General features: G+C 75.8%; 31 protein-coding genes. 14 read left to right on the top strand and 17 right to left on the bottom strand.

Features of this window, described 5'->3' with window-relative positions:
- Positions 1-28 precede the first annotated feature (28 nt).
- Both ACZ3J7_RS00680 and ACZ3J7_RS00685 read right to left on the bottom strand, forming a co-directional pair.
- Positions 29-787, bottom strand: coding sequence for a peptidyl-tRNA hydrolase (locus tag ACZ3J7_RS00680; protein WP_465615363.1), 759 nt, complete (start codon positions 785-787; stop codon positions 29-31).
- A 17-nt stretch (positions 788-804) separates the two neighbouring features.
- On the bottom strand, positions 805-1,722 hold the full coding sequence (locus ACZ3J7_RS00685) for a hypothetical protein (protein WP_465615364.1): 918 nt from the start codon (positions 1,720-1,722) through the stop codon (positions 805-807).
- A 143-nt stretch (positions 1,723-1,865) separates the two neighbouring features.
- Between ACZ3J7_RS00685 and ACZ3J7_RS00690 the strand changes: the two genes are divergently transcribed.
- Complete coding sequence (locus ACZ3J7_RS00690; RefSeq protein WP_465615366.1) at positions 1,866-2,237, top strand: YbjQ family protein; 372 nt, start codon at positions 1,866-1,868, stop codon at positions 2,235-2,237.
- 105 nt (positions 2,238-2,342) lie between these two features.
- On the opposite strand, the gene ACZ3J7_RS00695 is transcribed toward ACZ3J7_RS00690, so the two are convergent.
- On the bottom strand, positions 2,343-3,446 hold the full coding sequence (locus ACZ3J7_RS00695) for a vWA domain-containing protein (RefSeq protein ID WP_465615368.1): 1,104 nt from the start codon (positions 3,444-3,446) through the stop codon (positions 2,343-2,345).
- Positions 3,447-3,831: 385 nt separating this feature from the next.
- On the opposite strand from ACZ3J7_RS00695, the gene ACZ3J7_RS00700 reads away from it, so the two are divergent.
- Positions 3,832-4,743 (top strand): ATP-grasp domain-containing protein, encoded by a 912-nt coding sequence (locus ACZ3J7_RS00700; protein WP_465615370.1) that lies wholly within the window; start codon positions 3,832-3,834, stop codon positions 4,741-4,743.
- 32 nt (positions 4,744-4,775) lie between these two features.
- Entirely contained in the window at positions 4,776-5,873 is a 1,098-nt protein-coding gene (locus tag ACZ3J7_RS00705; protein WP_465615371.1) for an NAD(P)-binding domain-containing protein, read from the top strand.
- Between the two features lie 51 nt (positions 5,874-5,924).
- Here ACZ3J7_RS00705 and ACZ3J7_RS00710 read toward each other — a convergent pair whose 3' ends face one another.
- Positions 5,925-6,893 carry a helix-turn-helix transcriptional regulator gene (locus tag ACZ3J7_RS00710; protein ID WP_465615373.1) on the bottom strand — a complete coding sequence of 323 codons (969 nt, stop codon included), beginning with the start codon at positions 6,891-6,893 and terminating at the stop codon, positions 5,925-5,927.
- Positions 6,894-7,037: 144 nt separating this feature from the next.
- On the opposite strand from ACZ3J7_RS00710, the gene ACZ3J7_RS00715 reads away from it, so the two are divergent.
- Positions 7,038-7,721, top strand: coding sequence for an alpha/beta fold hydrolase (locus tag ACZ3J7_RS00715; RefSeq protein WP_465615375.1), 684 nt, complete (start codon positions 7,038-7,040; stop codon positions 7,719-7,721).
- A 4-nt stretch (positions 7,722-7,725) separates the two neighbouring features.
- Here ACZ3J7_RS00715 and paaE read toward each other — a convergent pair whose 3' ends face one another.
- The 6 genes from paaE to ACZ3J7_RS00745 form a co-directional block, all read right to left on the bottom strand.
- Positions 7,726-8,793, bottom strand: coding sequence for a 1,2-phenylacetyl-CoA epoxidase subunit PaaE (gene paaE, locus ACZ3J7_RS00720; protein WP_465615377.1), 1,068 nt, complete (start codon positions 8,791-8,793; stop codon positions 7,726-7,728).
- Complete coding sequence (gene paaD, locus ACZ3J7_RS00725; RefSeq protein WP_465615379.1) at positions 8,793-9,278, bottom strand: 1,2-phenylacetyl-CoA epoxidase subunit PaaD; 486 nt, start codon at positions 9,276-9,278, stop codon at positions 8,793-8,795. The genes paaE and paaD overlap by 1 nt, the downstream gene beginning before the upstream one ends.
- Positions 9,272-10,153: a 1,2-phenylacetyl-CoA epoxidase subunit PaaC gene (paaC, locus tag ACZ3J7_RS00730; protein WP_465615381.1), complete on the bottom strand. Its 882-nt coding sequence runs from the start codon at positions 10,151-10,153 to the stop codon at positions 9,272-9,274. Before paaC ends, paaD begins: the two co-directional genes overlap by 7 nt.
- Before the next feature lie 32 nt (positions 10,154-10,185).
- On the bottom strand, positions 10,186-10,479 hold the full coding sequence (gene paaB, locus ACZ3J7_RS00735) for a 1,2-phenylacetyl-CoA epoxidase subunit PaaB (RefSeq protein ID WP_030913761.1): 294 nt from the start codon (positions 10,477-10,479) through the stop codon (positions 10,186-10,188).
- The gene (gene paaA, locus ACZ3J7_RS00740; RefSeq protein ID WP_465615384.1) at positions 10,476-11,468 is read right to left on the bottom strand and encodes a 1,2-phenylacetyl-CoA epoxidase subunit PaaA; all 993 of its coding nucleotides are present in this window, start codon (positions 11,466-11,468) and stop codon (positions 10,476-10,478) included. Before paaA ends, paaB begins: the two co-directional genes overlap by 4 nt.
- Before the next feature lie 175 nt (positions 11,469-11,643).
- Positions 11,644-13,029, bottom strand: a complete 1,386-nt coding sequence (locus ACZ3J7_RS00745) for a M20 family metallopeptidase (protein WP_465615386.1) — start codon at positions 13,027-13,029, stop codon at positions 11,644-11,646.
- A gap of 653 nt (positions 13,030-13,682) precedes the next feature.
- Here ACZ3J7_RS00745 and ACZ3J7_RS00750 point away from each other — a divergent pair.
- Positions 13,683-14,588, top strand: coding sequence for an ADP-ribosylglycohydrolase family protein (locus ACZ3J7_RS00750; RefSeq protein WP_465615388.1), 906 nt, complete (start codon positions 13,683-13,685; stop codon positions 14,586-14,588).
- A 38-nt stretch (positions 14,589-14,626) separates the two neighbouring features.
- On the opposite strand, the gene ACZ3J7_RS00755 is transcribed toward ACZ3J7_RS00750, so the two are convergent.
- From ACZ3J7_RS00755 to ACZ3J7_RS00780, 6 genes are all read right to left on the bottom strand, one after another.
- A complete protein-coding gene (locus tag ACZ3J7_RS00755) occupies positions 14,627-14,893 on the bottom strand; it encodes a GlsB/YeaQ/YmgE family stress response membrane protein (protein WP_465615389.1) in 267 nt (88 codons plus the stop codon).
- Between the two features lie 112 nt (positions 14,894-15,005).
- Entirely contained in the window at positions 15,006-16,049 is a 1,044-nt protein-coding gene (locus tag ACZ3J7_RS00760) for a terpene synthase family protein (protein WP_465615391.1), read from the bottom strand.
- Between the two features lie 247 nt (positions 16,050-16,296).
- Complete coding sequence (locus tag ACZ3J7_RS00765) at positions 16,297-16,566, bottom strand: hypothetical protein (protein ID WP_465615393.1); 270 nt, start codon at positions 16,564-16,566, stop codon at positions 16,297-16,299.
- Complete coding sequence (locus tag ACZ3J7_RS00770) at positions 16,563-17,123, bottom strand: RNA polymerase sigma factor (protein WP_465615395.1); 561 nt, start codon at positions 17,121-17,123, stop codon at positions 16,563-16,565. The genes ACZ3J7_RS00765 and ACZ3J7_RS00770 overlap by 4 nt, the downstream gene beginning before the upstream one ends.
- Before the next feature lie 250 nt (positions 17,124-17,373).
- Complete coding sequence (locus tag ACZ3J7_RS00775) at positions 17,374-17,835, bottom strand: MarR family winged helix-turn-helix transcriptional regulator (protein WP_465615397.1); 462 nt, start codon at positions 17,833-17,835, stop codon at positions 17,374-17,376.
- Positions 17,836-18,013: 178 nt separating this feature from the next.
- Positions 18,014-18,382 carry a VOC family protein gene (locus tag ACZ3J7_RS00780; protein WP_465615399.1) on the bottom strand — a complete coding sequence of 123 codons (369 nt, stop codon included), beginning with the start codon at positions 18,380-18,382 and terminating at the stop codon, positions 18,014-18,016.
- A gap of 100 nt (positions 18,383-18,482) precedes the next feature.
- Between ACZ3J7_RS00780 and ACZ3J7_RS00785 the strand changes: the two genes are divergently transcribed.
- From ACZ3J7_RS00785 to ACZ3J7_RS00800, 4 genes are all read left to right on the top strand, one after another.
- Positions 18,483-18,899 carry a Cif family virulence factor gene (locus tag ACZ3J7_RS00785; RefSeq protein WP_465615401.1) on the top strand — a complete coding sequence of 139 codons (417 nt, stop codon included), beginning with the start codon at positions 18,483-18,485 and terminating at the stop codon, positions 18,897-18,899.
- A gap of 108 nt (positions 18,900-19,007) precedes the next feature.
- The gene (locus ACZ3J7_RS00790) at positions 19,008-19,709 is read left to right on the top strand and encodes a response regulator transcription factor (RefSeq protein WP_465615403.1); all 702 of its coding nucleotides are present in this window, start codon (positions 19,008-19,010) and stop codon (positions 19,707-19,709) included.
- On the top strand, positions 19,706-21,205 hold the full coding sequence (locus ACZ3J7_RS00795) for a sensor histidine kinase (protein ID WP_465615405.1): 1,500 nt from the start codon (positions 19,706-19,708) through the stop codon (positions 21,203-21,205). The genes ACZ3J7_RS00790 and ACZ3J7_RS00795 overlap by 4 nt, the downstream gene beginning before the upstream one ends.
- Positions 21,206-21,248: 43 nt before the next feature.
- Positions 21,249-22,340, top strand: a complete 1,092-nt coding sequence (locus ACZ3J7_RS00800) for a hypothetical protein (protein WP_465615407.1) — start codon at positions 21,249-21,251, stop codon at positions 22,338-22,340.
- 43 nt (positions 22,341-22,383) lie between these two features.
- Here ACZ3J7_RS00800 and ACZ3J7_RS00805 read toward each other — a convergent pair whose 3' ends face one another.
- The gene (locus ACZ3J7_RS00805) at positions 22,384-23,331 is read right to left on the bottom strand and encodes a LysR family transcriptional regulator (RefSeq protein WP_465615409.1); all 948 of its coding nucleotides are present in this window, start codon (positions 23,329-23,331) and stop codon (positions 22,384-22,386) included.
- Between the two features lie 135 nt (positions 23,332-23,466).
- On the opposite strand from ACZ3J7_RS00805, the gene ACZ3J7_RS00810 reads away from it, so the two are divergent.
- The 5 genes from ACZ3J7_RS00810 to ACZ3J7_RS00830 all read left to right on the top strand — a co-directional run bounded on the left by ACZ3J7_RS00810 (position 23,467) and on the right by ACZ3J7_RS00830 (position 26,642).
- Positions 23,467-24,558, top strand: a complete 1,092-nt coding sequence (locus tag ACZ3J7_RS00810) for a YncE family protein (RefSeq protein WP_465615411.1) — start codon at positions 23,467-23,469, stop codon at positions 24,556-24,558.
- 112 nt (positions 24,559-24,670) lie between these two features.
- A complete protein-coding gene (locus tag ACZ3J7_RS00815) occupies positions 24,671-25,051 on the top strand; it encodes a hypothetical protein (RefSeq protein WP_465615413.1) in 381 nt (126 codons plus the stop codon).
- Positions 25,048-25,263 (top strand): hypothetical protein, encoded by a 216-nt coding sequence (locus tag ACZ3J7_RS00820; RefSeq protein ID WP_465615414.1) that lies wholly within the window; start codon positions 25,048-25,050, stop codon positions 25,261-25,263. Before ACZ3J7_RS00815 ends, ACZ3J7_RS00820 begins: the two co-directional genes overlap by 4 nt.
- Before the next feature lie 399 nt (positions 25,264-25,662).
- A complete protein-coding gene (locus tag ACZ3J7_RS00825; RefSeq protein ID WP_465615415.1) occupies positions 25,663-26,250 on the top strand; it encodes a cysteine dioxygenase in 588 nt (195 codons plus the stop codon).
- Positions 26,244-26,642, top strand: a complete 399-nt coding sequence (locus ACZ3J7_RS00830; RefSeq protein ID WP_465615417.1) for a rhodanese-like domain-containing protein — start codon at positions 26,244-26,246, stop codon at positions 26,640-26,642. Before ACZ3J7_RS00825 ends, ACZ3J7_RS00830 begins: the two co-directional genes overlap by 7 nt.
- Positions 26,643-26,676 lie beyond the last annotated feature (34 nt).

The following is a 26,676-nucleotide window of genomic DNA, read 5'->3' on the forward strand; positions in this document are numbered from 1 at the left end:
ACCCGGCCGCGGGGCCGGGCCGGTGCGCTCACGGGTGCCGGAGGCGCAGCGCCGGGTGGTCGGCGACGACGGTGGCGCTGCCGGGGGCGATCTCGGTGAAGCCGGCGTCGCGGACGACCGGGAGGCGGCCGTCGGTGAGGGCGGGCCAGGCGGTGGCGGAGGCGGTGCGGACGGCGAGGGGGAAGCCGGCGGCGGCCCACGCGGCGCGCTCGGGGGCGTCCAGTTCCCACCAGGCGAGTTGGGCGGCGTGGCCGGTCTGGGCCATGGTCTTGCCGGCGCTCATCTCGAGTGCGGGGTTGAGCCAGAGGACGGGGACGCCGTCGGCGGCGGGGGCCGGGGGCTCGGGGTCGTCGAGGTCGGTGCCGGAGACCTGGAGCTTGGCGAGTTCCCTGGGCCAGCCGTCCAGCGGGATCGGCGGGAACACCCGGACCTCGGCGCCGCCCGGGCCGGTGACGGTGATGCCGGGGAGTTCGGCGGCCTTGCGCCACTCGCCGCCGCGGGCGCGCCGGACCACCTTGCGGATCCGGGCGTCCTCCCAGGCGGCGACCCGCTCGGTCCACTCGCCGTCCGGGCCGGTGGTCCGGGGGTCGGCGAGCAGGGTGAGGACGGCGCGGGCGGAGGTCTCCAGCGCGTCGGTGCGGGCGGGCGGGTCGGCCCGCTCCAGCCGGACCACCAGCGGCAGCACGTACTGCGGGCGGGTGTCGCGGTCCTCGGCGTGCCCGCCCACGGCGGGGGCGGGCGCGTCGGCGGCGGGCGGCTGGGCGGGGAGGTCGAAGGGTGAGCTCACCCGTTCAGGATGCCAGTTCAGCGGCGGTAGCCCCGGCCCGGGTCGCGCTCCTCGGCGTCCTCGTAGCCGAGGAACCAGCCCTCGGGGTGGGTGGCGGCGAGGAGCCGGTCGATCCGCTGGCCCGCGTCGAGGTCGCCGTCCTCCTCGTCGGGGCCGTAGACGCCGAACAGTTCGTCGGCGCAGCCGTCCCAGTCGTAGTCGTACAGGTCGGCGGGCAGGTCGCCCATCATGTCGGCGACGGACTCGGGCTGGGCGCCGAGCAGGGCGCGGGCGTCGGCCAGGGCGAGGCGCAGCGCGACGTCCTCGGCGGGGCAGCGGGGCAGCGGCCACTCGCCGGTGGCGAGGTCGTCGGCGAGGTCGTCGAAGGCCCGGGCGAAGGCGCGCCGCCAGCCCCGGTGCAGGTTCCAGGTGCGCTGCGGGAGCCGGCCGAAGACCGTCCAGTCGCCTTCGTCGGCGACGGTGACGGGGTCGTCGCCGTGGTCGTCGAGGTCCTCGTAGGCGGCGTCGGAGAGGCTGATCAGCTGGGTGTGCAGGAGGCAGGCGGTGCGCGGGGTGAGCGTCCAGTCGCCGGTGTCGCCGTCGTCGTCGAGCGGGAAGAGCTCGGCGAAGTCGGGGGCGAAGTCGTCGGTGACGCTGATCTCCAGGGTGCCGCCGAGCGCTTCGATGCCGGGCAGGGTGGCGACCAGGCGGTCGGGGTGGAGCAGGGCGCCGAGGGCCGCGTTGGGGTCCTCGGCGACTTCGCGGAGGAGTTGGGCGCGCTGGCCCTCGGGGTCGATGCCGTCGAAGTCGAGTTCCTCGACGGCGGCCCGTGCGGCGGCCCGCAAGGCCGGCCAGTCGGTGATCCGCAGGCCCAGCACCACCGTGGCCTCGATCTCCTGCGCGCCGGACTCCTCCGCCGCGTGCGGCCCCTGTGGTTGATCGTTTCGCTCGCCCATGCGACAAGGTTGACAAACCCGGTGCCCGGTGTCCATCAGCTCTCTCGATCCGGTGTCCGGCGGTGGTGGAGCGCGGGCGCGGAACGCGTCCGCCCGGCGCGCCGGGGTGGCCGACGGGCCGGGTCGGGCGGGAGGCTGGGGGCATGAGCGAACTGAACGATTTCGGCGGCGGGCAGGACCCGGCCGACGGTGTGCTGGTGGTGACCACGAACGACGTCCCGGGACACCGGGTGGTCCGGGTGATCGGCGAGGTGTTCGGACTGACGGTGCGCTCCCGGCACATCGGTTCGCAGATCGGCGCGGGCCTGAAGTCCTTGATGGGCGGCGAACTCAAGGGTCTGACGAAGACCCTCGTCGAGACCCGGAACCAGGCGATGGAACGCCTGGTCGAGCAGACCAGGGCCCGGGGCGGCAACGCGGTGCTGATGATGCGCTTCGACGTCACCGAGGCGGCGGACGTCGGCACCGAGGTCTGCGCGTACGGCACGGCCGCCGTCATCGAACCGATCGGCTGAACCCGTCCCGGCCGGAACGTCGGAAACCGGTCGGTTGGAACGCCGGCGACGGCCCCGGAGCGGTGGGCTCCGGGGCCGTCCGCCGGGCGGGGTGGGGCGGGGCGGCTACAGCATGACGAGCAGCCGGGTGCCGGGCAGCAGCTTCCGGTTGACCGAGGTCGACTGGACGAAGACGGTGTACGCCGGGTTGTCGCCGGGCTTCACGGTGGTCTCCGCGGCGGGCAGGCCGAGCAGGCCCCGGGCCGCCGGGCCGGAGAACACCCGGCCGGTCAGCTCGCCGGTGACCGGGTCCTTCTCGGCGACAGCGAGCCGCTTGGCCGCCTGGATCTTCTCCCGCTTGGTCAGCTCGTAGTACGAGCAGCCCGTCTTGTACGGGTGCCCGGAGCCGGTGACGAACTCGCGCAGCGCCGCCTGCCGGTCGACCGGGACGAGGGCGTACGTGTCGGCCGGCAGCGCTTCGAGGCTGGCCCCGACCTGGTCCGCGCTGAGGTCCTGGCCCATCGCGAACAGCGTCCGGGTGCCGCGCACGCCCTTCTCGCGGCCGCGCAGGAAGGTGGTGGCGGCGGTCTTGACGGTGTCGATGGCCTCCTCGACGCCGCCGCTGGAGTCGGCGTCCCAGATCGCGATGTTGCCGGCGGGGAAGCCGTACTCCTGGGCGGTGCGCTTGGCCAGCGAGTTGGGCACCAGGATCGCCGACGTCCAGTGCTCGGGGAGGTCGGCCATGGCACCGCGGATCCGGTCCATCCAGCCGCGCAGGACGGCCTTGCCCTCGTCCTTCTTCATCCGGGCGTGCATCCGGCCGTGCTCGGAGTGGCCGGAGGCGTTCTCCTCGCCGTCGGTGACGACGACCTGGAGGAAGGAGTGCTCGCCGTACCCCTCCCAGATGTGCTTCAGGTCGTCGACGGACTTCACCGCCGCCTCGATCAGCGCCGTCGCGCCGTTGTCGACCGCGTAGAGGCCCCTGAGCGAGGGCAGGTGCTTGACGTCCATGTCCCACACGAGGTTGTGCACCTCGTGGTCGAAGGCGTAGAGGCTGATCCGGGTCTCGTGGCCGAGGCGGTCGGACTCCTCCTGGAGGCCCTTCACGAATTCGTCCACCACGCGGATCAGCTGCGCCTCGTGGCGCTGCATCGAACCGGATTTGTCGACCACCAGGGAAACGTGGTTGACCTTGTGGTGAATGCGGTTCGCGGAGATGTTCGCGGACATGATTGCGCCCCTTTTCCAACGCCCCTCGCGACGCCATTCCCGGCGTCCCCTCCAGCGTTGTTCCCACACTACGGCCCGCCACTGACAGTTCCGCCGGGGCCGACGGGGACTCAATTCCTTCGATCGGATGGGCTTTTCCGGGAATAGCCGGAGGCCGGGCGGAGAAATCAGGCGCGGCGCCCTCAGGCAGCCGGGGAGGACGCGGCGGCGGCCGGGGGCAGAGGCGGAACGGCGGCCGGGGCCGGAGACGGAGGCGGGGGTCGGCGGCCCGGGATCGATCATTTCGTCAGACCGTCCGCCAAACCGATTGACACTGGTCAGGGGCGCGTTGGAGGCTCGCAGCGCAGCACGCACCCCCTGATCCGCCCCGACGCCTGGAGCCACCGTGAGCACCGCCCCGCAGCCGCCCGTCCCCCGTCCCGCGCGGGTCGCGTACGCCACCTGCCGCGGCGTGGAGGACGTCGAGGCGATGCCGGTGCTGGCGGCGTTCGCCCGGCTCGGGGTGAGGGCGGAGGCGGTGTTCTGGAACGACCCGGCGGTCGACTGGGCGGACTATGACCTGGTGCTGGTGCGCAGCGTGTGGGACTACATCCTGTACCGCGCGGAGTTCCTGGCCTGGACGCGGCGGGTCTCCGCGCTGACCCGGCTGGCCAACCCGGCGCGGGTGCTGGAGCGGAACACCGACAAGACGTACCTGCGCGGCCTGGCCGCCGCCGGGCTGCCGGTGGTGCCGACGCTCTGGGTGGCTCCGGGCGACCCGCTGGACGCCGTCGCGGCGGCCGACTGGCCGGAGCTGGTGGTGAAGCCGACGGTCTCCTCCGGCGCGCGCGACACCGTCCGCACCACCGACCGGGCCGAGGCGCTGGCGCGGGTCGCCGCGCTGACGGCGGCCGGGCGGACGGCGATGGTGCAGCCGTACCTGGCGATGGTGGAGGACGAGGGCGAGACCTCGCTGCTGTACCTGGGCGGGGAGTTCAGCCACGCGGTGCGCCGGGGCCCGATGCTGGGCGGCGGCTTCGCGGACGTCGCGCGCGAGCCGGCGGCCGACCAGCTGGCGCTCGCCGGGCGGGTGCTGGCGGCGGCGGCGGAGCCGGGCGAGTTGCTGTACGCCCGGGTCGACCTGGTCCGGCTGGCCGACGGCGCGCCCGCGCTGATCGAGCTGGAGCTGACCGAGCCGCGGCTGTTCCTCGACCTGTGCCCGGACGGCCCGGACCGGCTGGCCGCCGCGACCCGCGCCCTGCTGCCGGGGCCGGTGGCGGGGAACACCCGCCCCCGCCCCGATGTTTCACCGGTGTGACTGTTGAGCGTGCAAGCACCATGGAGGGCCCGGTGGCGGACACGGCGGCGGGTCCGGCGGCGGGTCCGGTCCGCGAGGTGGACGCGCTGGTGATCGGCGCGGGCCAGGCCGGCCTGTCCGCCGCCTACCACCTGCGCCGCCGCGGCTTCGCCCCGCACACCGGCTTCGTGGTGCTCGACGCGGACGACGCCCCCGGCGGCGCCTGGGCGCACCGCTCCCCCTCCCTCACCATGGCGACCGTGCACGGCTTCCACGACCTGCCGGACTTCGAGCTGCCCGCCACCGACCCGGCCACCGAGGCCCGGGTCGCCGTCCCCGGCTACTTCGCCGCGTACGAGGCGCGGCACGCGCTGCCGGTGCTGCGGCCGGTGCGGGTGCTCGCCGTGCGGGAGGGGACGGACGGGCGGCTGCTGGTGGAGACCGACGCCGGGCGCTGGGCCACGCGCGCCCTGCTCAACGCCACCGGCACCTGGACCCGGCCCTTCCTCCCCCGCTACCCCGGCCACTTCGCCGGGCGGCAGCTGCACTACGCCGACTACCGGGGCCCGGCCGGGTTCGCCGGGCAGCGGGTGGTCGTGGTGGGCGGCGGCGCCTCGGCGGTCCAGGTGCTCTCCGAACTCGGCGCCGTCGCCGAGACGGTGTGGGTGACCCGCACCCCGCCGGTGGTCCACCAGGGGCCGTTCACCGAGGAGTTCGGCCGCGAGGTGGTCGCCAGGGTGGACGAGCGGGTGCGGGCCGGCCTGCCGGTGCGCAGCGTCGTCTCGGTGACCGGCCTGGGCCCGAGCGTCGCCTACCGCCGGGCCGAGGAGCTCGGCGTGCTGCGCCGCCGCCCGATGTTCGACCGCCTCACCGAGCGCGGGGTCGCCTGGGGCGACGAGGAGCTGCCCGTCGACGCGATCGTCTGGGCGACCGGCTTCCGCGCGGAGCTCAGCCACCTCGCCCCGCTCGGCCTGCGCACCGCCGGCGGCGGCATCCGGATGGACGGCACCCGGGTCGCCGACGACCCCCGGATCCACCTGCTCGGCTACGGCCCGTCCGCCTCCACCGTCGGCGCCAACCGCGCGGGCCGCGCCGCCGTCAACGAGGTGGTCCGCCTGCTGGGCGCGCCGGCCCGGCCCGCGGTGGTCTGAGGCTCCGGTGCCGTCCCCGGCGTCGCCGGAAGGGCGCGGCCGGGGCCCGGCTCAGTGCGGCGTCGAGGCCGCCGTGGCGAACCTGGCGGCCAGGTCGGCGACCGCGGTCCGCAGTTCGGGGCCGTCCAGGACCCGGAACGGGAACGGGACGGCGGCCAGCCACTCGCCCGCGTACATCGCGGGGTTGCGGGTGCTGCCCTCCAGGACGCAGCGTTCGCCGTCGGGGTGGAGGCGTCCCATGGTCGGGCCGACCCAGGGCGCGACCCGCTCGATCGGGGCGTCGAACAGCACCCGGGTGCGGAACGCCCAGCCGCTGCCGAGGTGCCGCTCCAGTACGGCGACGGGGTCGAGGTCCTCCGGCGGGGCGAACGGCGTGCCGGTGTGCTCGGCGGAGCGGATCCGGTCGATCCGGTAGGTGCGAGTGGCGTCGGCCCGGTGCGAGTGGCACAGCAGGTACCAGCGGCCCCGGCGCACCACCACCGCCCACGGATCGACCTCCGCCCGCCACTCCGGGCCGCCGTCGCTGCCCCGGTGGGCGATCACCGCCCGCCGGCGGGCCGCGATCGCCTCCACCAGCGTGCTGGCCACCGCCGGGTCGGGGTGGGCGGGGTACGGGTCGGGTGCGGCGGCGGCGTGCGCGCGCAGGGCCGCCGCCTGCCGCCCGATCGCCTCCGGCAGGGCCCGCACCACCTTGCCGAGTGCCGAGCCGACCAGGTCGTCCGGGTCGGTCGCGGCGGGCCGCCCGTCCAGCACCGCCATGACCAGCCCGAGCGCCTCCTCCTGGGTGAACGAGACGGGCGCCAGCCGCGCCCCGCGCCCCAGCCGGTACCCGCCGTACGGCCCCCGCTCCGACTCCACCGGCACGCCGGCCTCCCGCAGGATCGCCACGTAGCGCCGCGCCGCCCGGTCCGTCACCCCCAGCCGCTCCGCCAGCTGCTCCGAGGTCGTCCCGGGCCGGTCCCGCAGGATCTCCAACGCCCGCAGCGCCCGCGCGGTGGGGCTGCTCCCAGTACTCGCCACACCGGCCAGCGTAGAAGACGCCCGCCGCCGCGGAGCCCGCCCGCATTCCGGAAGCCGATCGTCCTGAACCCCTCCTAGCATGGGCACCGACCTGCTCGAACGGGCCGCTCGCGGCCCTCTCGCACGGAGAAGAGGAGTCCCCTCATGGACGTCCTGTTGATCGGCGGCCTCTGGCTGGACGGCACCGCCTGGGACGCCGTCGTCCCCGCCCTCGCCGCGCGCGGCCACCACCCGGTGCCGCTGACCCTGCCGGGGCAGGGCGACGGCCGCGGCACGGCGACGCTGGAGGAGCAGCTCGCGGCGGTGCTCGCGGCGGTCGACGCCGCGGACGGGGCGCCGCTGCTGGTGGCGCACTCGGCGGCGTGCTCGCTGGGGTGGATGGCGGTGGACGCCCGGCCGGACGAGGTGGCGGGGCTGGTGCTGGTGGACGGGTTCCCGTACCAGGACGGGCTGCCGTACGCGAGCCGGTTCCCGGTGCGGGACGGTCTGGTGCCGTTCCCGGGCTGGAAGCCGTTCGAGGGGTCGACCAGCGCGGACCTGGACGCGGCGTGGCGGGCCCGGATCGAGGCGGCGGCGGTGCCCGTCCCGGCGGGGGTCGCGCAGGCGCCGGTCCGGCTGGCGGACGAGCGGCGGTTCGGGGTGCCGGTGACGATGGTCTGCGCCGAGGCCCGGCCGGAGGAGGTGCGCGGGTGGATCGCGCAGGGCGCGGCGCCGGAGGTGTCCCGGATGGAGCGGGTCGAGTTCGTCGACCTGGACTCCGGGCACTGGCCGATGTTCACCCGCCCCGCCGAGCTGGCCACCCTGATCGACGCGGCGGCCGCCCGCTGACCCGTCAGCGGTCGTAGTCGACGGTGACCCGGTCGGAGACCGGCCGGGCCTGGCAGGTGAGGACGTAGCCGGCCGCCAACTCGGCCTCCTCCAAGGCGAAGTTGCGCCGCATCTCGACCTTGCCGTCGCACACCAGGGCCCGGCAGGTGCCGCAGACGCCGCCCTTGCAGGCGAACGGCAGGTCGGGGCGGGCGCGTTGGGCGCCGTCCAGGATGGAGCGGTCGCGGGGCAGCGCCAGGGTGCTGGCCCGGCCGTCGAGGACGAGGGTGACCTCGCTGGCGGCGGCGTCCGGCTCGGGTTCGGGGTGGCGTTCCTCGGGTCGCTCGTCGTCGGCGTGGAACAGCTCCTGGTGCACCCGCCCGGCGGGGACGCCGAGTTCGGCCAGCAGCTGCTTCGTCCCGACGACCATCCCGTACGGGCCGCACAGCCACCAGTGGTCGACGGCGGGGGCGTCGACCAGCGCGCCGAGCAGCGCGGCGACCCGTTCGGGGTCGAGCCGGCCGCTGAGGAGTTCGGCGTCGCGGCTCTCCCGGGAGAGCACGTGGACGAGCTGGAAGCGGTCCAGGTACCGGTCCTTGAGGTCGGCGAGCTCGTCGGCGAACATCACGGTGTCGCTGCGGCGGTTGCCGTACAGCAGGGTGACCCGGGACGCGGGGTGGCCGGCCAGTACGGAGGCGGCGATGGAGAGCATCGGGGTGATGCCGGAGCCGGCCGCGATCAGCACGTGCTCGCCGGGTTCGGCCGGGTCGGCGGCGAACGCGCCCGCCGGGGGCAGGACTTCGACGCTCTCGCCGGCCTCCGCCTCACTGACCAGCCAGTGCGAGAACAGCCCGCCGGGCACCTCGCGGACGGCGATCCGCAGCGGGCCGCCGACCGGGGAGCAGAGCGAGTAGGAGCGGCGTTCGTCGGCGCCGTCGACGATCCGGCGCAGGGTGAGGCTCTGGCCGGGGCGGAAGGCGAAATCGGCGGCCAGGTCGGCGGGGACGTCGAAGGTGACGGCGACGGCGTCCTCGCAGAGCCGTTCCAGGGCGCCGATCGGCAGCGGATGGAACCGCGGGCGGTGGACGGCCATCAGATCTCCTTGATCCGGTCGAAGGGTTCGCGGCAACTGCGGCACCGCCACAGCGACTTGCAGGCGGTGGAGCCGAACCGGGAGAGTTCCTCGGTGTCCTCGGAGCCGCACTGCGGGCAGGCCACCACCCGCCTGGTCGGGCCGAGCCGGAGGAGCCCGCCGGGGGCGGGCGGCGCGATGCCCGCCTCGGCGAGCTTGCGGCGGCCCTCGGCGCTGATCCGGTCGCTGGACCACGGCGGGTCGATCCGCAGCCGCACCTCGACGTCGGCGAAGCCGGCGGCGCGCAGCCGGCGGGCCACGTCGGCGGCCATCTCGGCGACGGCCGGGCAGCCGGAGTAGGTGGGCGTCAGCCAGGCGGTGACCGTCCCGTCCGACTCCTCGACGCCGACCAGCACGCCGAGGTCCGCCAGCGTGAGCATGGGGAGTTCGGGGTCGGGCACGGCGGCGGCGACCTCCCGGGCCCGCTCCAGGACGCCGCTCACCACGTCGCCCCCGGGTGCGCCCGGGCCAGCACCTGCAGCTCGGCGAGCAGCGGCCCCAGCGCCTCGGTGTGCACGCCGTGCCGGCCGGCCCGCCCGTCCACGTACGCCCGGCCGGGGAGGTCGGGGACGGGCAGCGTGGCCTCGGTCAACACCGCCGCCAGCGCGGCGTGCACGGGTTCGCGCAGCTCCGACGGGTCGACGCCGAGCCGGAGTTCGACCTCGTGCGGGGTGAACAGCTCGTCCAGCCACGGCCAGAGCGCGTCCAGCGCGTCCCGCGTCCGGCGGTGCGACTCCTCGGTGCCGTCGCCGAGCCGGACCGTCCAGGAGCCGGCGTACTCCCGGTGGTAGGCCAACTCCTTGACGCCGAGGGCCGCGACGGCCGACAGCACCGGGTCGGCGTGGCCGACCAGCCGCCGGTACAGCTCCTCGCGGGCGGTGGCGAACAGCAGCAGCCGCACCACGCACTGCGCGAAGTCGCCGTTCTCCAGTTCGACCAGTCGCACGTTGCGGTAGTCGGACTCCTCGCGCCAGTAGGCGAGTTCGTCCTCGTCGCGGCCGCTGCCGTCGAGCTGCCCGGCCCGGGTGAGCAGTCGGCGGGCCTGGCCGAGCAGGTCGAGTCCGAGGTTGGCGAGCGCCACCTCCTCCTCCAACTCCGGTGCCCGGGTGATCCACTGGATCAGCCGCTGGGAGAGCACCAGCGCGTCGTCGCCCAGCATCAGGCAGTACGCGGCGAGGTCGGCCGGGTCGACCCCGGCGGGCGGCGCGGCGTCCACGCCGAGCAGCGGATCGGTGAACCCCGTGCCGTACGCCCAGCGGGCCTCGCCGTCCGGCTCGTGCCCGGTCTCGGCCAGCGAGAGGTACACGTGGTCGTCGCTCATGTCGCCTTCCCTGCTCGGTTCCTGACGTGGTGTCAGATGTGCGGGACGTCCTCGGGGATCGGGTAGAACGTCGGGTGCCGGTAGACCTTGTCACCGCTCGGCGCGAAGAACGGGTCCTGCTCGTCCGGGCTGGACGCGGTGATCGCGTCCGAGCGGACCACCCACAGGCTCACCCCCTCGTTGCGCCGGGTGTACAGGTCGCGCGCCGCGAGCAGCGCCATCTTGTCGTCCGCCGCGTGCAGCGACCCCACGTGCACGTGGTTCAGCCCGCGCCGGGGCCGCACGAACACCTCGTACAGCGGCCAGGAGGCCCGCTCCCCGCTCATCCCGAACTCCCTTCTCCCACAGATCCCTCAACCTGCTCAGCCCGCTCGGCCCGCTTGGCCGCGTGAGCGGTGGCCGCCGCGCGCACCCAGGCGCCGTCCTCGTGGGCCGCCCGCCGCCGGGCGATCCGCTGCGCGTTGCACGGGCCGTTGCCCTTGATCACCTGCTGGAGCTCCGACCAGTCGGGCTCGCCGAAGTCCCAGCCGCCGCGCTCCTCGTTCCAGGCCAGGTCCGGGTCGGGCAGCGTCACGCCGAGGTGCCGCGCCTGCGGGACGGTCATGTCGACGAAGCGCCGGCGCAGTTCGTCGTTGCTGTGCCGCTTGATCCGCCAGGCCATCGACCGCTCGCTGTTCGGCGAGGCCCCGTCCGGCGGGCCGAACATCATCAGCGAGGGCCACCACCAGCGGTCCACCGCGTCCTGCACCATCGCGCGCTGGGCGTCCGTCCCGGCCATCAGGGTCATCAGCAGCTCGTAGCCCTGCCGCTGGTGGAAGGACTCCTCCTTGCAGATGCGGACCATCGCCCGGGCGTACGGCCCGTAGCTGCACCGGCACAGCGGCACCTGGTTGCAGATCGCGGCGCCGTCCACCAGCCAGCCGATCACGCCGACGTCGGCGAAGGTCAGCGTCGGGTAGTTGAAGATCGAGGAGTACTTCTGCCGGCCGTCGATCAGCTTCTCGGTCAGCTCGGCCCGGTCGACCCCGAGGGTCTCCGCCGCCGCGTACAGGTACAGCCCGTGCCCGGCCTCGTCCTGCGCCTTGGCCAGCAGGATCGCCTTGCGCCGCAGCGAGGGCGCCCGGGTCAGCCAGTTGCCCTCCGGCTGCATGCCGATGATCTCCGAGTGGGCGTGCTGCGCGATCTGCCGCACCAGCGTCGCCCGGTACGCCTCCGGCATCCAGTCCCGCGGCTCCACTCGCGCGTCAGCGGCGATCACCGCTTCGAACTGCGCCTCCACGACCCACCTCCCGACTGACCGTTCGGTCGGTTCCATTCTGTACACAGCGGCAGCACCGTGACAAGCAAGGGGGCGGAACGAACCACGGCCGGGCGGCGGCGGGCGGCGGGCGGAGCGCCGGGGGCCGGAAGCGGCGGAACGCTTCCGGCCCCCGGCGAGCCCTCCCTGAGCTCTCGGCGCGCCCTCGGCGCGCTCTCAGGCCCTCGGGTCCTCAGCGCTCGCGCAGCCTCGGCAGCGGCACGGCCAGCAGCGCGGCGAGCAGCGCGATGCGCGGGCCCAGCTGGTCGACCCGGAGGTGTTCGTGGCGGGCGTGCGGTCCGGCGCCGACCGCGCCGAGGCCGTCCAGGGTGGGCAGGCCCCGCGCACCGGCCAGGTTGGTGTCCCCGGCCCCGCCGGCGGGCGCGCCGTCGAGGTGCTGGCCGAGGGCGGCGGCGAGCGAGCGGACGTGGCGCAGCAGCGGGTTGCCGGTGCGCTCGGGCCAGGCGGGGCGGCTGGAGAGGACTTCGGTGCGGACGTCCGCGCCCGGCCGGTTCGCGGTCAGGTGGGCGAGGGTGTCGAGGGTGCGGCGCTGGGCCTCGGTGGTGGAGAAGCGCAGGCCGAGTTCGGCTTCGGCGTGTCCGGCGATGACGTTGGCGCGGGTGCCGCCGTCGATGCGTCCGGTGTTGAGTTCGGTGCCGGGTTGGCGGGTGAGGCCGCGGACGGTGATCAGCTGGTCGACGAGTTCGTCGATCGCGGAGACGCCGTCGGCGGCGTCGTTGCCGGCGTGGGCCTCGCGCCCGGTGACGGTGAGCCGGACCCGGGTGGAGCCGCGGCGGGCGGTCTTGAGCCGGCCGTCGGGGTGCCCGGGTTCGAGGCCGAGGACGGCGGCGGCGCCGCGCAGGTGCCGTTCGACCTGGCGGCGGCCGTCGGGGCTGCCGATCTCCTCGTCCGAGACGATCACCATCCGGACCGGCCGGTGCGGGCGCTGGCCGAGGTCGGCGAGGAGCGCGAACGCGCCTTCGAGCAGGGCGAGTCCGCCCTTCATGTCGAGGACGCCGGGGCCGGTGAGGCGTCCGTCGCGCTCCTCGACCGGCCAGTCGGCGAGGGTGCCGACGGGCCAGACGGTGTCGTGGTGGCCGACCACCAGCAGGTGCGGGAGGTCCTCCTGCTGTCCGGGCCAGTCGAGGACGAGGTGGTCCCCGTGGTCGCAGTGCTGGCGGACGGCGGTGGCTCCGGTGGCGGCGTAGCCGGCGGCGAGTTCTTCGGCGAGGGCGTCGAGCCGGGCCGCGTCGCCGGACGGGGACTCGATCCCGGCGAGGTCGGCGCAGCGCTTGCGGACGGCCGCGGCGAGGGTCCGGGCCCGCGTGGTGAGGGTGCGTGGCAGGCCGGGCAGGGCGGCGGTGGCGTTCAGGGCCGTTGCGGCGCCGGGCGGTTCGGTGCCGGGCGGTTCGGTGCCGCCCGCCGGGTCGGCGGGGTCCGCGGCGGGCGGGGCGGTGGCCCGGGCGGAGGCGGTGGTGGCCCTGGCGGGCGCGGTGGTGGCCCTGGCGGGCGCGGTGCCGGTCGTCGGGTCGGGTGCCCCGGCGGGGTGCGGGTCCGGGGCCACGGTATGGGGACTCACCGTTCACCCCCGGCGGTTCGGGCGGTTCGCGCGGTCGGTGGGACGCTCGACGGTATCGGCGGGGTGAGCGGCCGGGGGGTCCTGCGCGGCGTCGGGCTGGGTCGCGGCGTACGGTGCGACCTCGGGCTGGGCAACACTGCGTCCTCCTCGCTCGGTCCGCGGCTCCGGCTCGGCCCGGGGCCCGGGGACATCGGTCTCCGTTCCTCGGCGCGGACGGGCACCGTGGCAGGGGACCGATGAGCGAGCCTAGAAGATCGGTTCGTCTCCCTGCGAGGTGGCCTGCCGCTCAGCGCGTCGCGACGGACCGGGGGCGCGCACCCGGCGGACGGTGTCCGGCGGGGCGCGCGCACGGGCCCGGACCTGGCACGGCGAGCGGGACGCGGTCTTCCGAGTGCGTCCTGCCCCCACCTTGGACCCACGGGGGCGCTTCGGCAGCACGAACCGCCCACGATCGAGCGAACCCCGTCACATCGGGTGTCCGCGCATCAGCCTTTGGTACCAGTCCGGTGGCGCCCGACGCCGGCGCGACGACTCCGGGTGGCGGCCGTCGCCGGCCCCGGCGGGCCGTCGGCGCGCGGGAAACCCGTTGGCGGACGTCCGTTCCGGAGTGGGAGGCTCCTCCCACCTGCCGCCACCCGCCCCTGGAGTCCCCGGTGTCCGCCGTCCGTCCCGTCCCGCCGCCCGCCGTCGACAGCCTCCGCGGGCTGGCCCTGGGCGACGCGTTCGGTGACCGGTGGTTCCACCCGCCGGTCGACCGGGCCTCGGCGGAGGTCGCGGCCCGGATCGTCCGCCCGGCGCCCTGGCACTGGACGGACGACACCGCGATGGCGCTCGTCCTGTTCCGGCACCTGCGGGACCGCGGCGAGGTCGAACCGGCCGCGCTGGCCCGGGAGTTCGCGGCCGAGTACACGGCGTTCCCGCACCGGAAGTACGGGCCGTCGATGCACCGGGTGCTGCGGGCGGTGCAGGACGGGGCGGACCACGTCGCGGTGACCTCGGCGCTGTTCGGCGGGCAGGGGTCGCACGGCAACGGGGCGGCGATGCGGGTCGCCCCGCTCGGCGCCTGGTTCGCGGACGACCTGGCGGTCGTCGCCGAGCAGGCCGCGCGCTCCGCCGGGGCCACCCACGCGCACCCGGAGGCGGTGGCGGGCGCGGTGGCGGTGGCGCTGGCCGCCGCGCTGGCCGTCCGCTCGCGGGGCGCGGCCGCGCCCGACCGGTCCGCCTTCGTGGCCGGGGTCGCCGAGCTGCTGCCGGAGAGCGACGTCCGCTCGGGGCTGCGGATCGCGGCCCGCTTCCCGGCGGGGACGAGCGTGCGGCACGCCGCGACGGTACTGGGCTCCGGGTTCCTGGTCTCGGCGCAGGACACCGTCCCGTTCGCGCTCTGGTCGGCCGCCGGGCACCTGGACGACCCGGTCGAGGCGCTGTGGGAGACCCTGGCCGGCTGGGGCGACATGGACACCACCTGCGCGATCGCGGGCGGCGTGGTCGCGGCCCGCACCGGCCTCGACGCCGCCCCGGCGCGCTGGCTGGACGCGCAGGAGCCCCTGCCGCCGCTCTGAACGGGCGGACCGGCCGGGGCTCCCGGTCAACGGCGTAGTCAGTCGCGGGACCTGCCGAAGACCAGTCGGTAGGCGATGAGCAGGACGAGGGCGCCGGCGATCGCGGAGATCCAGGTCGGCAGGTCGAAGAAGTGCACGTCCACCGACCGGTGCAGGATCTTCGAGGACAGCCAGCCGCCGATGAACGAGCCGGCGATGCCGATCAGGGTGGTGACGATCAGGCCGCCCGGGTCCTTCCCGGGCAGCAGGAGCTTGGCGAGGGCCCCGGCGAGGAGCCCGAGGACGATCCAGCTGACGATTCCCATGGCGTTCTCCTGCCCGGCGGTCCGGCGGGACAACCCCGTGCGCCCGCCCGCCCCGGAGGACGCCCGCCCCGACCCGCCCGGTTCCGGCCAGCGGGGGTCCGGACGGTCCGGGTCAGGCGCTGCGGGGCGGCGGGACCGCCTCGGGGCGGTAGCGGACGGTGCTCGCCGTCCAGTGCAGCAGGGCGTGCGCGAAACGGACCAGCGCCCGGACGTAGCAGCGCACCTGGGGCGGCCAGTGCGAGCCGCGGGCGATGCCGTCGGCCAGGAACTCGAAGGTGTCGAGCTCGGCCGCGCAGAGCGCGGCGACCTTCGTGGCGGCGGCGCCCCGGGGCAGCCGCTCGTGCACCTCCAGCGCGCTCAGCAGGTTGTTGCCGTGGCCGACGGCGGCCTCCACCCGGTACGAGCAGAGGTCGTTCGCCCAGCCGACCAGGTGGTCCAACCGGTTGCGCAGGTCGACCAGTTGGGGGTGGTCGTGGAACAGCGCGGACAGGTCGAGGCGGTGCGCCAGCTCGACCGTCCCGGCGGCGCAGCGGACCGCGCCGTCCCGCTCCCGGTGCGAGAGGTACTGCGGGACGGTCGGCGTGGCCCCGCGCAGCCGCCGGAAGTCGAGCGAACCCTCCAGGTAGCAGCGGAAGTCGGCGGTCTGCCGGGCCCGCCAGGCCGGACCGGCGAGCGCGATGCTGTCCTGCCACAGGGTGCGGAACGCCCGGGCCAGCGCGGTCGTCGGCGCGGTCGCGACCGCCCCGGGGGCCAGCTCCGGGGCCAGCAGCGCGGTCAACTCGCGGACGGTGCGGTCGGGTTCGTCGGACGGGTCGCCGATCCACTGCCGGTCGAAGTGGTCGTCCAGGATCCAGCCGAGCAGCAGCCACTGCACCCCGGCCCGCAACGCCGGCCCGAGCGGCACGTCACCCCAGCAGCGCGACGCCAGCTCCAAGTGCCCCTGCTCCAGGAGCCGTTCGACCCCCTCCCGGTCCAACAGGCCAGTCCCCGCCAGCCAGTGCGCGGCCTCGTCCCGGAGCGCCCCGGCATGCGGGTGCGGCTCCGGCACCGGGATCCGCGCGGTCAACGCGTCCAACGGTCCGGCGGGGACGGCCGGAACGACCTGCGGGGCCTGCGGGGCTTCGACCGGGAGACGGTACGCGGGGGCTGGGCTCATGGCGGGTCCTCCGGCCGCTCGGGTGCCATCGCCGGGCGCACTCCGGCCACCCGGCGGGACGGGGGCCGCCCGTCAACACGAGTCTGCTGGACCACCCGGTCCGGACGACGCAGAACCGTCGGCCGTTCCCCCACCCGGCGGATCCCCCCGCTCATCCGACAATCCGCCCGCCGGCTCCCGGCCCACCACCCCCGCCAACGCGCGGCGCGGCACGGCGCGGTGGTGTCCCGCGCCCGGCCGCCGGGCGTCATCCTCCCTTCGTCCGGGGCGTCAGGCGGCAGACGCCGTCCTGGCAGTCGCGTTGCAGGCGGCCCCGGGAGAGGGTCTGGAGCAGGCCGATCGTCCAGCACATCGGGCAGCCGCGCAGGGCGAACAGGCCGACGGGGAGGAGGAGCAGCGCGAGCGGGCCGAGGACCGGCAGCAGGGCGAGTCCGGCGGCGATCGCGCCGAAGCCGGTGGCGCCGCGCAGCAGGTGGCGGGGGAGGGTGGCGCTGGCGTAGTCGGTGCGTCCGTTCACCGTTCCTCCTCCGGGGGGCCGCCGAGTTCGGCCCGGACGGCGGTCCGGGCCCGGTGCAGCCGGGATTTCATCGCGGCGGTGCTGAGTCCGAGCGCGTCGGCGACGGCCCGGCCGTCGAGGCCCTGCAGGTCGCGCATGATCAGCACCCGGCGCTGGTCGGCGGGGAGTGCGGCGATCGCGGCGGTGACCCGCCGGACGTCGAGCCGTCGCAGGGCCTCCTCCTCCGCCGAGTCGGCCAGCGCGCCGGGCGCCTCGTCGGGTCCGGCGGTGTCGACGGCCGGGCGGAGCGTCCGGGCCCGGCGCAGGCACTCGTTGCGGACGATCCGGAACAGCCAGGAGGCGAGCGCGCCGGTGGCCCGCAGCATGCCGATCCGCCGGTAGAGGATGATCAGCGCCTCCTGGGCGGCGTCCTCCGCGTCCTCGGGGCTGGCGCACAGCGAGTGCGCGAAGCGGCGGACGTTCGGGTGCGCCCCCTCGACCAGGACGGCGAGCGAGTCGCGGTCGCCGCCGCGCGCGGCGGCGATCACCTCCTCGCCGGGCCAGCGGGTCTCAACCACGGCTCCCCCGCTTCCGCTTGAGCACCAGCATGCAGGTGCAGAGCAGCACCGCGCCCGCACCGACCAGAACCGCGACCACCATGGTGTCCTCCGGGTTGTCCGTGCCGGGCGGTGTCCGTGACCGTCCGGCGTCGTACCCATGAGAGGGCCGGGCCGCCGGAAAGGATTCACCCCGTTTCCGGACGGCCGCCCGGGGCCGCCCGGGCGGCCGGGGGCGGCGCGGTCGCGGTCGCGCCGCCCCCGGGCCCGCTCACGCCCCGCGCACCACCGGCCCCGCCTTCCCGAGCAGCGCCAGCAGCGCGGAGCGGTCCGCGGCCGACAGCGGGGTGAAGACCTCGGCGGCGAACGCGTCCCTGGCCTCGTCGATCCGCCGCATCAGCGCCTGGCCCCGGTTGCTGACGGTGACCAGGGTGACCCGGCGGTCGGCCGGGTCGGTGGTCCGTTCGACCAGTCCGCGCTTCTCCAGGCCGTCCACCAGCGAGGTCATCGTCCGCGGTGCCACGCCGTGCAGCTGGGCGAGCGTGACCATCCGCTGCGGCCCGCCGCGCTCGTGCAGTTCGGCGAGCAGGCCCGCCTGCGAGAACGGCACCTTGTGCGCGGCGAAGATCTCGCCCGTCCGTTCGAGCAGCGGCCCGACCAGACCGGTCACCGCCTTCAACAGCGCGCGCAGGCTTGGCTGTTCGGCACTGTCGTACGTCTCAGACGTCCCCATGTGTTCCCCCACGATTCCGATTCCCTGCCCCACGATGGGCAGGTGAACACGCTGAGATCATAGATAGTGACAGTACGTGGTCAAACGCGGGCACGGAAAAGCCGTCGGCCCCGCCCGCCGACGGCCCGCCCGACCCGGCCCGGGGACCGCGGTCGGAACCCGCGGCCGGAGCCCGTGGTCAGAGCCCGCGCTCGCCCTTGCTGCGCTCCACGCAGAACTCGTTGCCCTCGATGTCCGCGAGCACCACCCAGCCGGTGCCGTCCGGCCGCCGCTGGTCGGCGACCCGCGTCGCGCCCAGCGCCAGCAGCCGCTCGACCTCCTCGTCCCGGGTCCGGTCCTCGGGCTGGAGGTCGAAGTGGATCCGGTTCTTGCGCTCCTTGCCCTCCGGGACGGTGACGAACAGCAGGCCCGCCGCCTCGATCAGCGCCTGCGGGTCACCGGGGAAGTCCTCCTCGTGCAGCGGCTGGCCGAGCACGTCCGACCAGAACGAGGCGAGGCGGTAGGGGTCGAGGCTGTCGATGGTCACGTGGCGAATCACAGAAGTCATGCCGGGGATTCTCGACCGTCCGGGTAAGGACCGGCAACCGGGTTCTCTGCTGTCACCGCAGGTCTCCCCCTCGGGGGCGTGCAATGTTACTGTGCGGGTCATGTCAGTGAGCACCTCCTCCGCCAAGGCCGAACTGGACCGGCTCACCACCGAGTTCTACGACGCGTTCGACAACCGGCACGGCGGCCCGGCCGATGTCGGACGGCTGCGGCGGCTGATGCTGCCCGGCGGGATCATCGTGGTCGCCGGCCCCTCGTACGCCGCGTACACCGTGGAGGAGTTCATCGCGCCGCGCGAACTGCTGCTCTCCGACGGGCGGTTGACCGACTTCCACGAGTGGGAGGTCGACGAGCGCACCGACATCGCCGGCCGGGTAGCCTCCCGGACCGGCCGCTACCGCAAGTCCGGCCTGCTCGACGGCGAACCCTACGAGGGCGGCGGCACCAAGACCTTCCAGTTCGCCCACACCCCGGACGGCTGGCGCATCACCGCCTTCTCCTGGCACGACGAACCGTAGGCCCCCACCGCCGGCCCCCTGCCCGCCGGAACCCCCACCGGACCGCCGCGCATCCCTCCGTGCGACAGTCGTGGCCGCGGGAGCGCGGGCTGAGCGGAGGTGCGGCGGGTGGCCGGGCGGGTGCTGGTGGTGGACGACGACGCGGCGATCCGGCGGAGTCTGGAGCGCGGGCTGCGCCTGAGCGGCTTCCGGGTCGAGGTCGCGGCGGACGGCGCGCAGGCGCTGTCCCGGCTGGCCGCGGACCCGCCGGACGTGCTGGTGCTGGACGTCGGGATGCCGGGCCTCTCGGGGACGGAGGTGTGCCGGACGCTGCGGGCCCGGGCGGACGACACCCCGGTCCTGATGCTCTCCGCACTGGACGAACTCGCCGACCGGGTCGCCGGGTTGCAGGCGGGCGCGGACGACTACCTGGTGAAGCCGTTCGCCCTGGAGGAGTTGGTGCTGCGGCTGCACGCGCTGCTGCGCCGCCGCCCGCCGCAGCCCTCCGACCTGATCCGGGTCGGCCCGCTGCGGATCCACCCGGAGACCCGGCAGGCCTTCTGGGCGGAGACCGAACTCCGGCTGACCAGGCGCGAGTTCGAACTGCTCGCCCAACTCGCCCGGAACGCCGGGCTGGTGCTCTCCCGGGAGGTGCTGCTGGACCGGGTCTGGGGCTACGACTTCGAGGTGCGCAGCGACGCCGTGGACACCTTCGTCTCCTACCTGCGGAGGAAGTTGGAGGCGGACGGCCGCCCCCGGACGGTGCACACGGTGCGCGGCGTGGGGTTCGTGCTGCGCGCACCGGACGGCGACGACGGGACGGGCCGGTGAAGCTGTCGACCCGGATCGCGATCGGCGCGGCGGTGCTGGTGCCGCTGTTGGTGGCGGCGGCGGGGCTGCTGCTGCTGCCGCTGGTCGACGCGGACCTGCACCGGCGCCAGGACGCCCGGTTGAACAGCCGCGCGGCAGCCGTCCTGCCCAACGCCCGGGCCCTGCTGGCGGCGGACAGCCGGGGCCGTCCGAAGGCCGAGCAGAACCAGCAGCGCAAGCTGACGGACGCGGCACTGGACGCGGGCATCCGGCTCACCGCCGCGGACGGCACGGTGCTGCTCACGGCGGGCTCGCAGCCGGACGACCCGGGGCTGCTGCCGGACGGGCCGGACGGGCCGGGCGGGAAGGTCGTCACGGTCGTCCAGGGCGGCACGTCCTGGCGGGTGCTGACCGTCCGGGTGAACGGCGGCGGCACGGCCGGGACGCTCTGGGTGCTGGCCCCGGCGGGGGAACCGGCCGAGGAGCTGCGGGCGGTGCGGCGGCGGGTGCTGCTGGTGGCGCTGGTCGCGGCGCCGCTCTCGGGGCTGGTCGCGTTCGGGCTCGCCGAGCGGGCCACCCGGCCGCTGCGGCGGCTGGGCCGCCGGGCGGCGGCGCTGGACCCCCGGGCCGGGCACGCCGCGTTCGCGCACGCCCGGACGGGCACCACCGAGGTGGACGAACTGTCGGGCGCGATCGCGCTGTTGCTGTCGCGCTACGACGAGCAGGCGGCCCGGACGGCGCAGGCGCTGGACACCGCGCGGTCGTTCTCCTCGGCGGCCTCGCACGAGCTGCGCACCCCGCTGATGAGCCTGCGCACCAACCTGGACGTGCTGGCCGGCCACCCGGACCTGCCGGCGGGCGAACGCGCCGAGGTGGTCGCCGAGTTGCAGCAGGACCACGCCCGGATGCTGGACCTGCTGAGCGCGCTGTCCGCCCTGGCCCGGGGCGACCTGGTGGAGGTCTCGGCGTTCGGCCCGGTCGACCTCGCCGAACTGGTGGACACCGCCGTCGCCGAGGCCGCCCGCCGCCATCCGGACACCGTCTTCCGCACCGAACTCCCCTCCGAGGCGAGGGTGTTCGGCTGGGACGCGGGCCTGCGCATCCTGCTCGCCAACCTGCTGGGCAACGCGGCCGTGCACGGCCGCCCCGACGACCCCACCGGCGGCCGCCCCGACGGCCGCCCGGGCTGCCTCCCGGCCGAGGTGGACGTCCGGCTGCGCGTGGAGGGCGCCGCCGCCCGCCTCACCGTCGACGACACCGGCCCGGGCGTCCCGCCCGCCGAACGCGCCGAGGTGTTCCACCGCTTCCACCGCCGCCCGGACAGCCCGGGCTCCGGCCTCGGCCTGACCCTGGTCGCCCAACAGGCCGCCCTGCACCGGGGATCCGTCCGGCTCACCGAACGGCCGGACCGCCCGGGCTGCCGCCTGGAGGTCCGGCTGCCGCTGCTGCTGCCCGACGCGCCGACCGTGCGACTCCCCTCCCCCCGGGACTGGTTGAGCGGCCGCCGACGGTCCTGAAACCGCCGGTGCCGCCCCCGGGAGCTCTGGCAGGATGGCCCGGATGGAGCAGATCACCGAGGCCGCCGCCCGCGCCCTGGGCACCGGCCTGTCCGACCCCGTCGACCTGGGCGGCAGCCCCCGCACCAAGGTGCTGCGCCACCGCACCGACGACGGCCGCTCGGTCGTCGTCAAGGCGTACACCGGCGGGCCGGACGCGCTGCGCGGCTTCACCGCCGAGGCGGCCGGGCTCGCCCTCGGCCTGGCCGGGCCGCCGGTGCTGGCGGTCGACACCGGGGTGCCGCTGCTGGTGCTGGGCGACCTCGGGACCGCGCCCACCCTGGCCGACCTGCTGCTCGGCGCCGACCCGCGCGCCGCCGAGGCGGGCCTGCTGGCCTGGGCCCGCGGCCTGGGCCGACTGGCCGCGGGCTCGGTCGGCCGCGAGGACGAACTCGCCGCGCTCTCCAGGAGGTTCGACGTCGGGGCGCCAACCTGGGCGGAGCGGCCGTGGATCACGGACGACGCCGCCCGCTTCCCCGACCTGCTCGCCGCGGCCGGGATCCCCGTCCCGGCGGGGCTGCCCGCCGAGCTGGCCGGGGTCGCCGCGGCCGGCGGCACCGCGTACCCGGCGTTCACGCCCGGCGACACCTGCCCGGACAACAACCTGATCACCCCGGACGGCCTGCGGCTGCTCGACTTCGAGTCCGCCTGCTTCCAGTCGGTGTTCCTCACCGCCGCCTACTGCCGGATGCCGTTCTCCTCCTGCTGGTGCGTCTTCGCCCTCCCGCCCGGCCTGGCCGGACGGGTCGAGGCCGCCTACCGGGCCGAGGTCGTCCCCGTGTACCCGGAGCTCGCCGACGACGCCCGCTGGGAGTCCGGCCTGCGCGACGCCACCGCCGTCTGGACGGTCGACGCCACCGTCCACCTGCTGGCCCGCGCCACCGCCGAGGAGCGCCCCATGCACCGCACCCGCCGTCCCGTCCCGAGCAACCGCCAACTCCTGTGCCACCGGTGGCGGTCCGCCGCCCGGCTGACCGGCCGCCCGGCCCTCGCCGGGGTCTTCGCCCGCCTCCTGGACGAGGTCGCCGGCCCCTGGGCGGCCGAACCGCTCCCGCGCTACCCGGCGTTCCGCGCCACCGCCGCCGCCCGGCCCTGAGGTTGGCGCCCGCGCGGTCGGCCGCCTTCCCGCGCGCCCGGACTCAGCCGCCCGTGACCGACTCCGTATCCGTGACCGACTCCGCACCCGTGACCGCGCCGTCGGCCAGGCCGCGGACGGTGGCGGCCAGGTGGTCGCGGAACCAGCGGTGGGCCGGGTCGCCGTCGTTGCGCGGGTGCCAGGCCATGCCGAGCTCCAGGGGCGGGAGCGGCAGCGGGATCGGGAGGGTGCGCAGGCCGAGGTCGGCGACGACGGCGGGGAGCCAGTCGGCCGGGGCCAGCGCGAGCAGGTCGGTGTCACGGGCCAGCAGCATGGCCGCGAGGTGGCTCGGGACGACCACGGCGACCCGGCGGCGCAGCCCGAGTTCGGCGAGCGCGCGGTCGATCGGGCCGTGCCGCCGGCCCTGCCGGGAGACGCCGATGTGGTCGGCGGCGGCGAAGCGTTCGGCGTCGAGGGGGCCGGTCAGCAGGGGGTGCCCGGCGCGGGCGACGGCCACCATGGTGCGGGTGGTGAGCTGCCGGGTGCGGATCTCCGGGTCGAGCCGGCCGAGCACGCCGACCTCGACGTCGACCAGCCCCTGGCGCAGCGCGGGCCCGTCCTCGTACGCCTCGGGGAGGAAGACGGTGTCGACGCCGGGCGCCTCCCGGCCCAGCCGTTCGGTGAGCGGGCCGGCCAGCGCGGCGGTGAAGAGTTCGCCGGCCTGGACGGTGAACGTCCGGTGCAGGTGGACGGCGTCGAAGCCGGCCCCCGGACGCAGTACCCGTTCGCAGCCGCGGATCAACTCGGCGACTTCGTCCCGTAGTTCGACCGCCCGCCCGGTGGGGACCAGCCGCTGGCCGGCCCGCACCAGCAGCGGGTCGCCGACGGCCCGGCGGAGCCGGGCCAGGCTGCGGCTGACGGCGGCCGGGGAGGTGCCGAGCCGCTCGGCGGCCCGGGTGACGCTGTGTTCCTGGAGCAGGACGTCCAGCACGCGCAGCAGGTTGAGGTCCATCGGCAGGGAGTTTACGCCTGCGGCAAGGATCGCTTGCCGATTCCTGCATTGTCGCGCAATCCGCGTCGGCGGAGGCTGGAGGCGGCCCACCGGGAACCCCTCCCGGCGGGGCGTCGACCTCCCCGAGGAGCAGCGTTGCCGTCACAGGAGCAGCAGCAGGAGCAGGACCAGCAGCAGGAGGAGAGCCGGGCCGGACGGGCCGGGGACGTGCTCGCCGTGGTGAGCCAGAGCGGCGGCACGGTGTCGTTCTTCGACGCCGCCACGGACGCGCCGCTGGGCGCGGTGGAAGTCCCGTCCGAGCCGCACGAGTTGTGCTTCGACGCGGACCGCCGGCTGCTCTGGTGCAGCACCGCGTACCGCTCGGGCTACTACCACGCGAACGGCGGGCGGGCCTCCGAGCTGACCGCGATCGACCCGGACACCCGCCGGGTGGTGGACGTCATCGACCTGGCGCCCGAACACGCCCCGCACGGCCTCGCGTTGGACGCCCGGCGTGGGCTGCTGTACGTCAGCGTGGAGGGCGGCCCGGGCCGGTCGGGCGGGGTGGTGGTGGTCGACGCGGCCACCCGCGGGACCGTCGGCCGGATCGACACCGGGGCGCCGGGCCCGCACTGGTTCGCCCTCGCCCCGGACGGCCGGACCGGCTACGCGACCAACAAGGAGGCCCCGTTCGTCTCGGTCGTCGACCTCGAACGCGGCGTCCTGGTCGACCGGGTGGAGGTCCCCGGCAGCGAGGGCCTGGCCGTCGCCGCGGACGGCGCGCACGTCTACGCGGCCGGCCCCTACCTGGGCTTCGCCCACCGGCCGGGCCCGCGACCGCAGTTCGGCGTCCGGGTGATCGACACCGCCACCCGCGAGGTGACCGCCGTGCTCCCCACCGAGGACCCGGCCCTGCCGGTCCACCTCACCGCCGGCGGCCTGCTGCTGGCCGGCGAGGTCCGCACCGGCGCCCCGGACACCGGCGGCCTCGGCGCCCAACTCCCCGGCCGCCTCACGGTCTTCGACGCCGCCACCCACCGCCGCCTGGCCTCCCTGGAGACCGGCCGCTTCCCCCTCACCCTCACCTCCTCCCCCGACGGCCGCCTCGCCTACCTGGCCGCCGTCGTCTCCTCCACCGTCGACGTCGTCGACCTCACCACCTTCGCCCTGCTCGCCCGCATCCCCGTCCCCAAGCTCACCGAACCCGGCGCCCACGGCCTGGCCTACGTCCCGGGCCCGGGGCACTGACGGCCCCCGTCCTGCTCGCCCGCCCCGCCGTCCCACAGGGTTTCCACAAGAACGCCCCCTACCGTCGGGCCCGGCCGGGGGGTCCGGCCGGGAGTCGAGGGAAGGGGATGCCATGCGCATCGACCGGGCGGCAGCCGCTGTCGGGGTGTTGGCGTTGGCGGGCGCGTTGCTGGCCACGGGGCCCGCGCAGGCGGCCGGCGTGCCGAAGGGGGACGGGGCGAAGGCGGTGTGCAAGCGGCTGCCGAAGGCGCAGGAGCGGGTGGACAAGGCGCTGGAGCGGCTGAACGGCGACGCCACCGTGGTGGGATCGGTGGCACGGCTGCAGCAGCGGGTGGACAACGCCCACAAGGCGGGGCACGCCGAGGTCGAGAAGGACCTGAACGACCGGTTGGCCTTCCGCCGCGGCCTGCTGCCGACGCTGCAGACCCGCAAGGCGGACCTCGTCCAGGTCGCGCAGTGGTGCGCGAAGAACGCCCCGGCGGCCGGGAAGTGAGCCGTCGGCCCGCCGCGCGAGCGGCCCTCGCGGCGGTGGCGCTGGCCGCCGCCGCCCTGCTGGCGGCGTGCGGTCCGGCCTCGGGCGGCCCGTCCGGTGGTGGCGGCGCCGCCCCGAACGACGCGCAGGTGCGGCAGATGCAGCAGAAGGTGGACGCGGCGGAGAGCGCGGCCGCGCAGGCCGACAGCAACGCCGCCCAGGACGACCGGTAGCCCGGCCGCGCCCCCGAACCCCGACGGCCCGCGCCCTCCCCGGAGCGCGGGCCGTCGGCGTGTCCGCGATCCGAGATCCGGGAGTCCACGATGCGGCCGTCCGCGTGGCGGAACTTGACGGGCCGCCGCCGGGTCGTGAACCATCGGCGACATGAACTCCGGCACCTTCCTGGTCTGCCGCCTGCACGTCGACCTGCGACGCCAGGCGAGCGACATGTGTGCCCGCTGTTGTTGACGCTCTCCGCGTAGCCTCCGCACGAGCCCTGTGACGTCCCCGGGGTCCCGCGCGCCCCGCCAGTCACCCCGAGCACCCCCTTCCCCGCCGTCCGCGCCTCCCGCCGTGCCGTGCCCCGCACGCGCGTCCGGCGGCGGCCGCGCCGGCACACCCCGGAGGACCTCATGAGCATCGACCTCGCCCCCGAACGCAGCACCCCCGGACGCGGCACCCCCGAGCCCGGCACCGCCGAACGGGGCACCGCCGAACGGGGCACCGAGCGCGGCACCGCCCCCGCGTACGCGTCCGCCACCCGCCCGCCGCTCTCCCCGAACGCGCTGCGCCGGATCGTCCGCGACCTGGCCGAGCGGCCCGAGCGCTGGCTGCACCGGGTGCGGCTGTCCGCCGAGGACCGCTGGTACGAGCGGCTGGAGCTGGCGGAGGACTACGAGGTGTGGCTGATCAGCTGGCTGCCGGGGCAGTCGACCGGGTTCCACGACCACGGTGGTTCGCGCGGCGCGTTCACGGTGGCGCTGGGAGAGTTGGAGGAGCTGGCGCTGGCCGGGCCGGAGCACGGGTTGACGGTGCGTCGGCTGCCGGCGGGCAGCGAGCGGGCGTTCGGCCCGCAGTACCTGCACGACGTGCGCAACACGACGCAGGGGCCGGCGGTGACGCTGCACGCGTACTCGCCGCCGCTGAACGAGATGGCGCACTACGAACTCCGGGTCGACGGCCTGGTGAAGACCTCCACGGAAGGTGCGGAGCAGTGGTGACGACGGTGGACGAGCTGCTGGCGAAGGCCCGGATAGGCCTGGACCGGCCGGATCCGGCCCGGGCCTGGGCCGAGGTGACCGACGGGGCGCGGCTGGTGGACATCCGTCCGGCGGCGCAGCGGGCGCGCGAGGGGGAGATCCCGGGGGCGCTGGTGATCGAGCGGAACGTGCTGGAGTGGCGGCTGGACCCGACGGGCAGCCACCGGATCCCGGAGGCGGTGGACCACGGGGTGCGCTGGATCGTGGTGTGCTCGGAGGGGTACGCGTCCTCGCTGGCGGCGGCGTCGCTGCGGGAGCTGGGGCTGCACCGGGCGACCGACCTGGACGGCGGTTTCGTGGCGTGGGCGGCGGCCGGGCTGCCGACGCGTTCGGTGGATCAAGGTTTGCGGTGAGGAAACGGCGGGAAGCCGGACAGGCGATGCATCC

The organism is Kitasatospora sp. NPDC015121 (assembly GCF_055562955.1).